The organism is Variovorax sp. Varisp46 (assembly GCF_059491885.1).
In genome coordinates this window covers 298,684-312,043 of sequence record NZ_CP168515.1, presented here as the reverse complement: position 1 = coordinate 312,043, position 13,360 = coordinate 298,684, and the positions used below count along the sequence as shown (strand labels likewise).

Annotated in this window: 12 protein-coding genes; 1 reads left to right on the top strand and 11 read right to left on the bottom strand. The window is 66.6% G+C overall.

Going from position 1 to position 13,360, the window contains the following annotated elements; genetic code table 11:
• Nucleotides 1-88: 88 nt before the first annotated feature.
• The 11 genes from ACEN9N_RS01385 to ACEN9N_RS01335 are packed head-to-tail and all read right to left on the bottom strand — an operon-like array spanning nt 89 to nt 10,705.
• Entirely contained in the window at nt 89-976 is an 888-nt protein-coding gene (locus tag ACEN9N_RS01385) for a class I SAM-dependent methyltransferase (protein WP_007835234.1), read from the bottom strand.
• A complete protein-coding gene (locus ACEN9N_RS01380) occupies nt 973-1,548 on the bottom strand; it encodes a DUF1415 domain-containing protein (RefSeq protein WP_413313830.1) in 576 nt (191 codons plus the stop codon). The genes ACEN9N_RS01385 and ACEN9N_RS01380 overlap by 4 nt, the downstream gene beginning before the upstream one ends.
• On the bottom strand, nt 1,545-2,792 hold the full coding sequence (locus tag ACEN9N_RS01375) for an MFS transporter (protein ID WP_495655214.1): 1,248 nt from the start codon (nt 2,790-2,792) through the stop codon (nt 1,545-1,547). The genes ACEN9N_RS01380 and ACEN9N_RS01375 overlap by 4 nt, the downstream gene beginning before the upstream one ends.
• Nucleotides 2,789-3,919 carry a deoxyguanosinetriphosphate triphosphohydrolase gene (locus ACEN9N_RS01370; RefSeq protein WP_007835227.1) on the bottom strand — a complete coding sequence of 377 codons (1,131 nt, stop codon included), beginning with the start codon at nt 3,917-3,919 and terminating at the stop codon, nt 2,789-2,791. The genes ACEN9N_RS01375 and ACEN9N_RS01370 overlap by 4 nt, the downstream gene beginning before the upstream one ends.
• The gene (gene aroB / locus ACEN9N_RS01365) at nt 3,916-5,028 is read right to left on the bottom strand and encodes a 3-dehydroquinate synthase (protein ID WP_413313832.1); all 1,113 of its coding nucleotides are present in this window, start codon (nt 5,026-5,028) and stop codon (nt 3,916-3,918) included. The genes ACEN9N_RS01370 and aroB overlap by 4 nt, the downstream gene beginning before the upstream one ends.
• Before the next feature lie 35 nt (nt 5,029-5,063).
• Nucleotides 5,064-5,612: a shikimate kinase gene (locus ACEN9N_RS01360; RefSeq protein WP_042673659.1), complete on the bottom strand. Its 549-nt coding sequence runs from the start codon at nt 5,610-5,612 to the stop codon at nt 5,064-5,066.
• 23 nt (nt 5,613-5,635) lie between these two features.
• On the bottom strand, nt 5,636-7,792 hold the full coding sequence (locus ACEN9N_RS01355; RefSeq protein ID WP_495655213.1) for a type IV pilus secretin PilQ: 2,157 nt from the start codon (nt 7,790-7,792) through the stop codon (nt 5,636-5,638).
• On the bottom strand, nt 7,789-8,328 hold the full coding sequence (locus ACEN9N_RS01350) for a pilus assembly protein PilP (protein WP_007835218.1): 540 nt from the start codon (nt 8,326-8,328) through the stop codon (nt 7,789-7,791). Before ACEN9N_RS01350 ends, ACEN9N_RS01355 begins: the two co-directional genes overlap by 4 nt.
• Nucleotides 8,325-9,002, bottom strand: coding sequence for a type IV pilus inner membrane component PilO (locus ACEN9N_RS01345; protein WP_007835217.1), 678 nt, complete (start codon nt 9,000-9,002; stop codon nt 8,325-8,327). Before ACEN9N_RS01345 ends, ACEN9N_RS01350 begins: the two co-directional genes overlap by 4 nt.
• A 6-nt stretch (nt 9,003-9,008) precedes the next feature.
• Nucleotides 9,009-9,629: a PilN domain-containing protein gene (locus tag ACEN9N_RS01340; protein ID WP_007835215.1), complete on the bottom strand. Its 621-nt coding sequence runs from the start codon at nt 9,627-9,629 to the stop codon at nt 9,009-9,011.
• The gene (locus tag ACEN9N_RS01335) at nt 9,626-10,705 is read right to left on the bottom strand and encodes a pilus assembly protein PilM (RefSeq protein WP_007835214.1); all 1,080 of its coding nucleotides are present in this window, start codon (nt 10,703-10,705) and stop codon (nt 9,626-9,628) included. The genes ACEN9N_RS01340 and ACEN9N_RS01335 overlap by 4 nt, the downstream gene beginning before the upstream one ends.
• A gap of 240 nt (nt 10,706-10,945) precedes the next feature.
• Here ACEN9N_RS01335 and ACEN9N_RS01330 point away from each other — a divergent pair, with 240 nt between their 5' ends.
• Nucleotides 10,946-13,360: a penicillin-binding protein 1A gene (locus tag ACEN9N_RS01330; protein WP_495655212.1), complete on the top strand. Its 2,415-nt coding sequence runs from the start codon at nt 10,946-10,948 to the stop codon at nt 13,358-13,360.

Genomic DNA, 13,360 nt, shown 5'->3' with positions numbered 1-13,360 from the left:
CCCCCGGCCGGGGGCCACACCAGCGGCCCGGCAGAGCCGGTTGCGCGGTATTCCCGAATCGATTCCACGCCGCGCAGCCCGAATTTTTTCAGGACAGGCGGAAGCGCGTATCGCCCAGAGCGTCGAGTCCGAACTGCGCCAGCAGTTCGCGCAGCCGCGTGGCCGCGCTTGCCTTGCGCTGCCCGGTGTAGCGCGCCAGGATCAGCTCGTTCTTCATGCTGTGCTCCCAGCCGACCAGCTCGGTCACCGTGACGCTGTAGCCGTTGGCTTCAAGATACAGGCAGCGCAGCACGTTGGTGAGCTGGCTGCCGATTTCGCGCGTGTGCAGCGGATGGCGCCACAGCTCGGCCAGCGGGGTGCGCGACAGTGCGAGCGCCTTGGTTTCGCGCAGGCAGGCGGCCACTTCGGCCTGGCAGCAGGGAACGAGCACCATGCAGCGCGCTTTCTTGGCCAGGCCGAAGGCGATGGCGTCGTCTGTCGCGGTGTCGCAGGCATGCAGCGCGGTGACCACGTCGATCTGCGCCGGCAATTCACTCGCCTGCGCCGACTCGGCCACGGTGAGGTTCAGGAACGACATGCGCTCGAAGCCCAGGCGCTGCGCCAGCGCGCGCGAGCGCTCGACCAGTTCGCCGCGCGTCTCGATGCCGTAGACGTGGCCGCTGCCCTGCCGCGGCCGGAAAAAAAGGTCGTAGATGATGAAGCCGAGGTACGACTTGCCTGCGCCATGGTCGGCCAGCGTCGCGCCCGCGCCCTCTTCCGGCAACTCGCGCAGCAGTTGCTCGATGAACTGGAACAGGTGGTAGACCTGCTTGAGCTTGCGCCGCGAGTCCTGGTTGAGCCGGCCCTCGCGGGTCAGGATGTGCAGTTCCTTGAGCAGTTCGATGGATTGGCCGGGGCGCAGCGCGTCGGCCAGCTCTGCGTCGGCCTTGGCGGCCTTGTTCGTTTTCACGGTTCTTGTCGCATTGTTCGTGTTCATGGCTTGGCGCTCCCGGGGCCGACGTCGAGCGCCGCCCAGCCTTCGGAGCCCAGTGCTTCGAGCGTGTCGATGTTGCGTTCGAAGATGGCCTCGGCCTCGGGGAACGCCTCGACCGCGCGGCTCACGCTGTCTTCGCGCAGCAGGTGCAGCGTGGGGTACGGTGCGCGGTTGGTGGCATTGCCGATGTCGTCGGCATCGGTGCCGGCGAACTGGAAGCGCGGATGAAAGCTCGCCAGCTGGAACACCCCGTCGAAACCGGCGCGCGCAAGCCGGCGTTCGGCACGCGCCGTGAAGTCGTTGAAGTCCAGAAAGTCGGCCAAGGTGTTCGGTGCAATCAGCAGGGTGGTGTCGCGCACGGCGGCGTCGAGTGCAGCGAGTTCTTTTGCTTCGGCAAGAAGCTCGTCCATCAGGCCGGTCTCCTCGGCCGGCTCGTATACGGCGTAGTGGACCTGCGCCTTCACGTGCACGGCCTTTGCGAACGGGCACAGGTTGAGGCCGATCACCGCGCGTTCGAGCCAGCGCCGCGTGTCGGCTTCGGCCTGGGCAGATGCGATTGTCGCCGGGTGGGTCATGCCATCTCCGCCGCAGGGCGAATCCGCCCCAGGCGCCGCGCGATCGCCATGCCGACCAGCGAGCAAGCCAGCGTGGCGGTCCAGGTCCAGTGCCAGCCGCCAACGCGATGAGCCATCCACGCCACTGCGGGCGGGGCCAGGAACTGGCCGAGCGAGGACGCCTGCTGCATGAGGCCGACCGTCGTGGACACAGTGGAGGGCCCCGGTGCCAGCCGCACACCCAGCAGGAACAGCGTGGCCGGCACCATGCCGCCGCCCAGCGAGAACGCGCACACGGCGATGTAGCGCAGCGCGGGCGGCAGGCCCAAGGCGTCCGGGCCCTGCCCTGCCTGCGCGAAGGCGGCCACGCCCCCGAGCGCCATCGTCAGGAAACCGAGCTGCAGCAGTCGCTCCGGCGCCACGCCGCGCTGCAGCCAGCGGCCGCCTGCAATGTTGCCGACGATGTTCATGGCGGCTGCGAGCGCGGTGAGCACCGCGTTCCAGGCGGCCGGTACACCCGCGCCGGCATAGATGGCGGGCAGGAAGCCGATCACCGCCATCCATTGCGACGAGTACACGGCGAAGGTCAGCGCCACCAGCCAGGGCGCGCGCGCACCGACCGTGGCACGCAGGCGCGCAGACCAGCCGCCGGCGGCCTCGTGGCTCGCCACGGCGGGGCGAAGCCGGTCGGCTGGCACCGCCAGCCACAGCCAGAGTGCGGCCCCGGCCGACACGATCGACAGTGCCCACCACCAATCCGCCCATCCACCCCAGGCGATCAGGGCCGGGCCCAGCAGCAGCGCGAGGGCCACGCCGAGCGGCATGTAGGCACCCCAGAGGCCCAGCGCCGCCTTGTCCGCACCCGGCGGGGTCAGGGCGCGGATCAGCCCCGGCCCCGGCATGACCGTCAGCAGGAAACCGATGCCTTCGACGGCACGCAGCAGGAGCAGCCATTGCACGGCGTGCGCCCCGGCGACCATGCCGCCCAGCAGGCTGGCGACCGTCAGCACTGCCAGGCCCGTCAGCATGCTGCGTCGCAAGCCGATGGTGTCCGCCGCGAGCCCGACCAGCAGCCCCAGCGTCATGCTCGCGACCTGCACCAGCGACAGCAGGAATCCCGCCTCGACCAGGCCAATGCCGAGCGATGCCTGCAGCGCCGGCACGGCGGGCGGCAGCTTGCCCAGGTGCAACGCCGCGCTGACGCCGCCCAGCAGGACGGCCAGGGCGGCGGCGGGAACGCGCGGCCGGGCTGCGGATGGACTCACGCGATGCCCCGGCGCCCCGTGAGCCGCTCGTGTTCGCGCATGGCGAAACGATCGGTCATGCCGGCGATGTAGTCGGCCACGGCACGGTGCCTGTCGTGGCGCTCGGCATAGGAAGCAGGCATCTCGGCACTGCGCTCGAGATAGGCCTCGAACAGCTCCTGCACCACGTCGCGCGCCTGGTCGGTGGTCTGGGCGACCTGGGGATGCCGGTAGAGGTTGCGGAAAAGAAAGCGCTTGAGGTCTTCCGACTGGGCCTGCATGGCGGCGCTGAATGCGACGACAGGCGGAGCCTTGCGCACCGCGTCGGCGTCGGCCGGTGCGAGGGCCTCGAGCGCCGCGCGGGTCGCATCGATCACGTCGTAGACCTGCGCGCTCAGCATGCGCCGGATGGTCTCGTAGAGCACGCGGCGGCCCTGCAGCTGCGGATGCTCGGCGAGCGCCTCGCGGCGGTAGCGCTCGAACAGCTCGACTTCGGACAACTGCTCGACGCCGATGAGCCCCGAGCGCACGCCGTCGTCGATGTCGTGGGCGTTGTAGGCAATGGCGTCGGCAAGGTTGCACAGCTGCGCCTCCAGCCCCGGCTGGGTGCGGTCGAGGAAACGCCGGGCCACGCCGTGCGGTTCGGCCGCCTCCAGGCGTTCGGCGTTCGCGCGCGAGCAGTGCTTGAGGATGCCTTCGCGGGTCTCGAAGCTGAGATTCAGTCCGTCGTACTGCGGATATCGATGCTCCAACGCATCGACCACGCGCAGGCTCTGAAGGTTGTGCTCGAAGCCGCCGTGCGCAGCCATGCACTCGTTGAGCGCGTCCTGGCCCGCATGGCCGAAGGGCGTGTGGCCCAGGTCGTGCGCCAGGGCGATCGCCTCGACCAGGTCTTCGTTGATGCGCAGGGCCCGTGCGATCGAACGGCCGAGCTGGGCGACTTCCAGCGAGTGCGTGAGCCGGGTGCGGAACAGGTCGCCCTCGTGGTTCAGGAACACCTGCGTCTTGTAGACCAGCCGGCGAAAGGCCGTGGAATGCACGATGCGGTCGCGGTCGCGCTGGAAAGCGTCGCGCGTGGGCGCGGGCGGCTCGGCATGCCGGCGGCCGCGCGACCGCGCGGGCAGGCAGGCATAGGCCGCGAGGCTCATTGCGCCGCGCAGCTCTGCGCAAGCACTTCGCGCACGAGCGCGTCGGGTGCGCTGCGGACCAGGGCGGAGCCGGGCCGGTCGATCACCACAAAGCGGATCTCGCCGGCCTCCGATTTCTTGTCGACGCGCATCAGTTCCAGGTAGCGGTCCGCGCCCAGCGCAGGACCCACGATCGGCAGGCCAGCCCGCTCGATCAGGCGTGTGAGCCGTTCGACGAAGGCGGCATCGACGCCGCCGAGCCGCTGCGACAGCCGTGCCGCCATGACCATGCCGCAGCCCACGGCCTCGCCGTGCAGCCATTCGCCATAGCCGAGGCCCGACTCGATCGCGTGGCCGAAGGTGTGGCCGAAATTGAGGATCGCGCGCAGGCCGGTTTCGCGCTCGTCCTGCCCGACCACCAGCGCCTTGATTTCGCAACTGCGCTTGACGGCATAGGCCAGCGCGGCCGGCTCCCGCGCGACGAGGGCGTCGATGTTGGCTTCGATCCAGTCGAAGAACGCCATGTCGTGGATCGGGCCGTACTTGATGACTTCGGCCAGTCCGGCACTGAGTTCGCGCGGCGGCAGGGTCTGCAGCGTGGCCAGGTCGCAGACCACCAGTTGCGGCTGGTAGAACGCGCCAATCATGTTCTTGCCGAGCGGGTGGTTGATGGCCGTCTTGCCGCCGACCGAGGAATCGACCTGCGCCAGCAGCGTGGTTGGCACCTGCACGAAAGGCACGCCGCGCATGTAGCTGGCGGCGGCAAAGCCCGTCATGTCGCCCACCACGCCGCCGCCCAGGGCGAACAACACGGTCTTGCGGTCGCTGCCGTGACCCAGCAGGTCATCGAAGATCAGGTTCAGCGTCTGCAGGTTCTTGTGCACCTCGCCGTCGGGCAGCTCCAGCAGGTGGACCGTGCGGAAACGGCCCGCCAGGGCACCCTGCAGCGCCTTGGCATAGAGCGGCGCCACTGTGGTGTTGCTGACGATCAGGGCCGTGGCGGCGGCGGGCGTGGCGGCGAAGCTAAGGGGATCGTCCAGCAGGCCGGCACCGATCAGGATCGGGTAGCTGCGGTCGCCGAGCTGGATGTCGACGCGTTCGGTCGGGGCGGAAAGTACGGGCAGGGACATGGGCAGCGAGTTTAGGCGCTGCAGCCAGCGCAGGTTCAGGCAGTGGGCTCTTCCGGATGGGCGCCCGGCTCGACGATGCCCGCCAGCTCGAGCTGCATCACGATGATGTTCACCAGCATCGCGATCGTGGGACGGCCGGTATCGACCACGTCGTGAGCGGTTTCCCGGTAGAACGGGTCGCGCGCATCGTGCAGTTCCCGCAGCCGTCCCAACGGGTCAGCCACCTGCAGCAGGGGGCGCTTGACGTCGTGGCGCAGGCGCCGGAACAGGTCTTCGGGGGAGGAGCGCAGGTAGATCACGTGGAAGTGATCGCGCAGCTGGTTGCGGTTGGCCTCCCGCAGCACCGCACCGCCGCCGGTGGCCAGCACGCCGTGGGCATTGGCCGCCAGCTCGGCAATGACGGTTTGCTCGAGATCCCGGAAAGCCACCTCGCCTTCGCGCTCGAAGTAATCGCGGATCGAGCAGCCGATGCGCTGCTCGATCACGTGATCGGTATCGATGAAGGGGAGATCCAGCCGCATCCCCAGGCGCCGGCCCACTGCGGATTTTCCGGCGCCGGGCAAGCCGACGAGTGCGACCGCCACGCGGTGGCTGCTACGCCCGCGCGTCAGCGCGCGGCGTTGCGGTCGGTAATCATCTTCGGAGTGATAAAGACGAGCATTTCGGTCTTGTTGGCAACGCGTTCGCGCTTGCGGAACAGTGCCCCCAGGTAGGGCACTTCACCCAGCACCGGCACGCGCGATTCGTCATTGGTTTCGGTGAGCTCGAAGATACCACCGATGACGACCGTGCCGCCGTTCTCGACCAGCACTTCGGTCTGCACGTGCTTGGTATTGATGGCCGGACCCGCCGACGTGTTCACGCCCCGGGCGTCCTTGCTCACGTCCAGCGTCAGGATGATGTTGCCTTCCGGCGTGATCTGCGGCGTGACTTCCAGCTTCAGCACCGCCTTGCGGAACGAGATCGAGGTGGCGCCGCTGGACGTGGCCTGCTGGTACGGAATTTCCTCGCCCTGCTCGATCAGCGCCTTGGTCTGGTCGGCCGTGATGACGCGGGGGCTGGACACCAGCTTGCCCTTGCCGTCGGCTTCGAGCGCCGAGATTTCGAGGTTCAGCATGCGCGAGAAGCTCGAGTTGAACAGCGAGATCGCGAAGGTGCCTGCCGCGTTGCCCGTGCCGCCCGCATCGCCCGCCGGGAGGTTGATGAAGTTGGAGTTGGTGAACGTGGAGGTGGCCGTGCTGGCTCCGCCATTGGTGCCCGCCGTGACGACGGGCATCGCGCCGAGGTTGGCGAATGCGCGGTTGCCGGCGGACGATGCGAAGCGCTCGCCAGCGATGCCGCCGCCCAGCCGCACGCCGAGCGACTTGCCGAAGGTATCGGACGCTTCGACGATGCGGGCCTCGATCAACACCTGGCGAACCGGGATGTCCAGCTTTTGGATCAGATCGGTGATCTGGGCCAGGCGCGACGGAACGTCCGACACGAAGAGCTGGTTGGTGCGCGACTCGGCGATGACGCTGCCGCGAGGGCTCAGGATGCGAGTCGTCGTACCGCCGCCGCCACCGCCGCCACCGCCAGACGAGGCACCCGTGCCGGTCAGCCCCTGCGCAATCGCGATCGCCTTGGTGTAGTTGAGCTGGAACGACTGGGTGCGCAGCGGCTCCAGGTTCTCGATCGCGGCCTTGGCCTCGAATTCGAGCTTTTCCTTGGCGTTGATTTCATCCTTGGGCGCAATCCACAGCACGCTGCCGTTCTTGCGCATGCCCAGGTTCTTCGCCTGCATGATGATGTCGAGGGCCTGATCCCAGGGCACGTCCTTCAGCCGCAGCGTCAGCGCGCCATTCACCGAATCCGAGGTCACGATGTTGAAGTTCGTGAAGTCGGCAATCACCTGCAGCAGCGAACGGATTTCGATGTTCTGGAAGTTGAGCGACAGCTTTTCGCCGTTGTAGCCCACGCCTTGCGTCAGCTTGGTCGGATCGACCTTGCGGGCGCGGACCTCGACAACAAACTGGTTCTCGCTCTGGTAGGCACTGTGCTCCCAGTCGCCCTTGGCCTCGATCGTCATGCGCACGCGGTCGCCCGACTGCTGCGAAGTGATCAGCTGGACCGGCGTTCCGAAGTCGGCCACGTCGAGGCGGCGGCGCAGGCCCTCGGGCAGCGTCGACTTGGTGAACTCCACGACGAGGTTCTTGCCTTGCTGCTTGACGTCGACGCCGACCTGGTTGTTTGGAAGATCGACGATGACCCGGCCGGTGCTGTCGGCGCCAAGGCGGAAATCGACGTCCCGCAGCGGCAGCATGTCCCGGTTGCGGTTTTCCGCGAAGGTCGTGCCGGCAGACGCGACGAGCGCCGAGCCGGCCACCGGCTCGAGAATGACCAGCAGCGAATTGCCCTGGATCTCGGCCTTGTACGCGGTGGCCTGCTTCAGGTTCAGCACCACGCGGCTGCGTTCACCGGCCTGGACGACGTTCACCGAACGCAGGTTGCCCTGGTTCACTTCGATCGCGGAACGGCCGATGGCATTCGTGACGCCCGGAAAATCGAGCGCAATGCGGGCCGGCGTCTGGACGGCGAACCCGGCAGGCACCGCCGTGAGCGGTTGCGCCAGATCGATCCGGATCACTTCCGCGCCCGACTGGGTCGAGCTGGTCACGGCCTGGATGGCGTTTTGCGCATGGGCCACGGCCAATGCACCGAAGGCCAGCAGACCCAGGCCGGCAGCGCGCAGCCACTGTGCCATCGTTGATTTCTTTTGGTTCATTTCGCACTCTCTTGCAGCTGCAGCGTCGCGACGCGTTCGATCCATTCACCGGCGGCGTCTTGCACGATCTCACGCAAGGCGACTTCGGTTTCGTTGATACGGGTGATGCGCCCGTAGTTGAGTCCCAGGTATTCGCCGACGCGAACCTTGTAGAGCAGCTTGTCGACACGGACCAGCGCCACTGGCTGGCCGTTGCGGTTCATGCTGCCGACCATTGCCATCGAGTCGAGCGGGAAGGCTTCGAGCGCCTCCTTGCGGCGTGCCAGTTCGGGCGCTATCAGCTCCGAAGTGCTCGGCTGGTTCGATTCGCGGCGCAGCGCCTGCGTCAGCTTCAGGATGTTGAAGGGCTCGAACGACGAGGCCTCGGTGTAGGTCTGCGGCGTGAACTTCTTGGGCTCTGAAATGGGCGGCACCGAGGGCTTCACCTGAGCGCGCTGCTCGGCCATCCAGCGTTGCAGGTCGTCCTGCCCGGAGTCGCAGGCACTCAAGCCCAGCGCGGCCAGTGTCAGCCACAGTACTTTGGCGGCGATCTTCATTTCTTCGCCTTCGGTGCGGCGGCGCGCTTCTGCGCAGCCCGCTCGTCTTCGTCGAGGTAGCGGAAGGTGCGCGCGGTGGCGTCCATCGTCAGCACGTCCTTGTCCTTCTGCGGGGTGACGGTGATGTTGTTCAGCGTCACGATGCGCGAGAGGCCCGCGACGTCGGCGGCAAAGGCGCCCATGTCGTGGTACCGCCCGGTCACGCGAACGGCGATCGGAAGCTCGGCGTAATAGTCCTTGACCGACACCTGCCCCGGACGGAACAGCTCGAACTGAAGGCTGCGACCGAGGCCTGCCTGGTTGATGTCCGACAGCAGGGCGTCCATTTCGGCCTTGCTGGGCAGCTGCTTCTCGAGCAGGGTCACGTACTGCTGCACCTGTTCACGCTGCTTCTTCAGCAGTTCGAGGTTGGCCGCCTGGGCCACCTTCTTCTGGTAGTCGGCCTTCAGCGCGACTTCCTTGGAACGCTCGCTCTCGAGCTCGTCGTTCGAGTTGGTCAGCCAGACGAACCACAGGGCGACCAGCACCAGGGCGGTGACCGCCAGGCAAAGCGCGTACCGCGGCACCGCTGGCCACATCGACGGATCGTTCGGGTTGAGCCCGCGGAACTGCTCGCCGAAACGCTGCAATGCAGCGCCGACATCTATTTTCTGGGAGGGGCGATTGCTTGCCATGTTCCGTTACCCCTTGGATTGCGCCGCCGCAGCCACGGCCTTGTCGGCAGCGGCCTTTTGAGCATCGGTGGGGCGTTTCAGGCCAATGCGCATCGTGAAGTTCGCAACGCGGCGCTGGTCGCGCGGGGTCAGGTTCACGTTCGCCGACGTGATCTCGACCAGCTCCGGCTTGACCAGCCAGGGACTGTTGTTGCCCAGGTTGCGCAGCAGTTCCGAAACCCGTTCGTTCGACTGCGCCATGCCCTGCAGCGTGACCGTCTGGTTGTCCTGCTTCATGCTGGTCAGGTAGACGCCGTCGGGCAGCTGCCGAACCAGTTCGTTGAGCAGGTGCACGGGCAGGTTGCGGTCGCCCTGCAGGTCCTCGACGGCCTGCTGGCGCGCGCGCAGCGCTGCGATTTCTTCCTGCAGCGTCGAGATCTCCTTGATCTCGACTTCGAGCTTCTTGATCTCGGCCTGGAGAAAGCCGTTCTTCGATTGCTGCGCCGAGATCTGGGCCTCGAACCAGAGGTAGCCCAGGCCGGCGATCAGCAGGCCGAGCACCGCTGCAGCACCCAAGGTGCCAAAGAAGGCCTCGCGCCGCCGCTTGCGTGCAGCTTCGCGGTGCGGAAGCAGATTGATGAGGATCACTGCAGGAACCTCCGCATGGCCAACCCGCAAGAGGTCAGGTAGGACGGCGCTTCGCGACGGACCTTCTTTTCACGGATGTTCGAACTGAAGTCCATGCCGTCGAAGGGGTTCAGCAGAGAGCAGGCAAACGAGGTCTGCCGCGTGACTGCGTTGGTCAGGCCCGGCAGCGACGCCGAGCCGCCAGCCAGCAGCACGTAGTCGACGCGGTTGTGCGGCGTGCTCGTGAAGAAGAACTGAAGCGCACGCGCGATTTCCTGCGCGATGCCCTCCACGAAGGGCTTGAGCACGCCGGAGCCGTAGTCGTCGGGGAGGTCTCCGCTGCGCTTCTTGGCTTCGGCTTCCTCGGCGGAAAAACCGTACTGGCGCACGATCAGCTGCGTCAGCTGGGCACCGCCGAACGCCTGATCGCGGTCGTACAGCACTTCCTGGTTGCGCAGCACCTGCATGCTGGTGGTGAAGGCGCCCACTTCGAAAAGCGCCACGATCGAGTCCACGCCCTTGCCGGGCAGCTGTTCGATCAGGCGGGCGGTCGCCAGGCGCGAGGCATAAGACTCGACGTCGAGGATCATCGCCTTCAGGCCGGCGGCTTCCGCCAGGCCTTCGCGGTCCTGCACCTTTTCCTTGCGGGACGCGGCGATCAGCACTTCCACGTCGCCTGCGGACGTGGTGCTCGGCCCCGTGACGCAGAAGTCGAGGCTGACTTCGTCCAGCGAGAACGGGATGTACTGGTTGGCTTCGGACTCGACCTGGATCTCGAGTTCCTGCTCGCTCATGCCGCCCGGAAGAATGATCTTCTTCGTGATCACGGCCGAGGGCGGCAGCGCGAGCGCCACGTTGCGGGTGCGCGTGCCGCTCTTGCGGACGACGCGCCGGACGGCTTCCGCCACTTCGTCGAACTTCTCGACGTTGCCGTCGGTGATCCAGCCACGTTCCAGGGGTTCGATGGCGCAGCGTTCCAGAACCAGCTTGCCGCTGGCCTCACGGCCGAGCTCGACCAGCTTGACGCTGGACGAACTGACATCCAGCCCCAGCAGGGGAGCGTTCTGACGACGAAACAATGATCCAAGAGCAGCCAAGTTAGGTCCCTCTCCCCCTGTATTTGTAACCAATAGAAAAAAATGCGTTCGGTTGCATGCTAGCAGCAGGCGTGGCAGCAACCAAGCAACCGCGGGGGGCAAAACCCTCAAGCGTTGTCAAAACCTGACGTCAAATCTGCATTTTGTAACTTTTGAATTAGAGCGATGCAGCAGCAACAAAAGATCGGATCGTGCAAAGAGAGCGGCTTTTTATAATGTCGGGTGACTCTCCGGCCCTCCATGCAAGAAACCTCAAGCCCCAAAGGGCCAGCCAAGACCCCCTCCCCCAAGTCCCAGCGCCCGACCTGGCTGAAATGGCTGTTGCGCTTTTTCTTCTGGGGGTTCGGCATTGCCGCAGCCGGCGTGCTCGCGGTGCTGTGCGTGGTGGCGGTGGCCCTGGCGGTCGCATACCCGAACCTGCCCGACATCAGTGAGCTCTCCGACTACCGGCCCAAGCTGCCGCTGCGGGTTTTCTCGGCCGAAGGCACCCTGATCGGCGAGTTCGGCGAGGAGCGCCGCAACCTCACCCCGATCTCGGCCATTCCGAAGGTCGTGAAAGACGCCGTGCTCGCGGCCGAAGACTCGCGCTTTTACGACCACGGCGGGGTCGACTACAAGGGCATGGTGCGCGCGGGCCTGGCGAACATGAACCGCGTGAAGAGCCAGGGCGCATCGACCATCACGATGCAGGTGGCGCGCAATGTCTACCTGAGCTCCGAGAAGACGCTCACCCGCAAGATCTATGAGGTGCTGCTGACCTTCAAGCTGGAGCACCTGCTCACCAAGGACCAGATCTTCGAGATCTACCTGAACCAGATCTACCTCGGCAACCGCGCCTACGGCTTTGCCGCCGCTTCCGAAGCGTATTTCGGCAAGCCGCTGCAGGATCTCTCGATCGCCCAGGCTGCCATGCTGGCCGGACTGCCGAAGGCGCCGGGCGCGAACAACCCGGTCAACAACCCGCAACGCGCGCGCGGCCGCCAGTTCTACGTGATCGACCGCATGCAGGAAGCCGGCTTCATCACCGCCGAGCAGGCTGCCGAAGCCAAGAAGGAAGAACTCCACCTGCGCGACGCCGCCGATCCGAACCGCCTGCATGCCGAATACGTGGCCGAAACGGTGCGCCAGCTGATGTACGCGCAGTACGGCGACAGCACCTATACGCGCGGCCTCAAGGTCTACACATCGCTGGTGGCAGCCGACCAGGCGGCCGCCTACAAGGCGCTGCGCAAGGGCATCATGGACTACGAGCGTCGCCAGATCTATCGCGGCCCCGAGAAGTTCGTTGACCTGCCCAACGACGTCAAGGACCTCGACGAGGCCGTGGACGATGCACTCAACGACCACCCCGACAACGGCGACGTGATGGCCGCGGTCGTCCTCAAGGCCACGCCCAAGCAGATCGATGCCGTGCGCGGCAACGGCGACCCCGTGCAGATCACCGGCGAGGGCCTCAAGCCCGCGCAGTCCGGCCTCTCCGACAAGGCCCCGCCCAACATCAAGATCCGCCGCGGCGCAGTCATCCGCGTGGTGAAGACGCCCAAGAACACCTGGGAGATCACGCAGTTGCCCGAAGTGGAAGGCGCGTTCGTGGCCATGGACCCGCGCGACGGCGCCATCAAGGCACTGGTCGGCGGCTTCGATTTCGGCAAGAACAAGTTCAACCACGTCACGCAGGCCTGGCGCCAGCCGGGTTCGAGCTTCAAGCCGTTCATCTATTCGGCGGCGCTCGAGAAGGGCTTCACCCCCGCCACGGTCATCAACGACGGCCCGCTCTTCTTCGACGCCGGCACCACCGGCGGCCAGCCGTGGGAGCCCAAGAACTACGGCGGCGGCTACGACGGCCCGATGTCGATGCGCACCGCGCTGATGAAGTCGAAGAACCTCGTGTCGATCCGCATCCTGCAGTCCATCGGCACGCGCTACGCGCAGGAGTGGATCACCAACTTCGGCTTCGACAAGGAAAAGCACCCGGCCTACCTGCCGATGGCCCTGGGCGCCGGCTCGGTCACGCCGATGCAGATGGCGGTGGGCTACTCGGTGTTCGCCAACGGCGGCTACCGTGTCAATCCGTACCTCGTGACCCGCATCACCGACCACAAGGACAAGGTGCTGGTCGACAAGCAACCCTCGGTGCTCAACGAGGCGAACCGCGCGATTCCCCAGCGCAATGCCTTCATCATGGACACGCTGCTGCAGTCGGTGGCCCGTGCCGGCACCGCCGCCAAGGCACAGGCGACGCTCAAGCGCCCCGACCTGTACGGCAAGACCGGCACCACCAACGACTCGCTCGACGCGTGGTTCGCGGGCTTCCAGCCCACCATGACGGCCATTTCGTGGATCGGCTACGACACGCCGCGCAACCTGGGCGACCGCGAAACCGGCGGTGGCCTGAGCCTGCCGATCTGGATCGCCTACATGGAGACCGCCATCAAGGGCATCCCCGTGACCGACATCGCCACCGCACCGCCTTCCGGCATCGTGAACGTGGGCGGCGAGTGGTACTACGACGACTACGCGCCGGGACGCGGCGTGGCAAGCCTGGGCGTGGAATCCGCGACTGCGGCGCCGGTGGAAGCCCTGACCGGCGCCCCGGTGAGCCCGCCGGCCCCGCCCGAGGAGCGCAACCGCATCCTCGACCTGTTCCGCAACTGA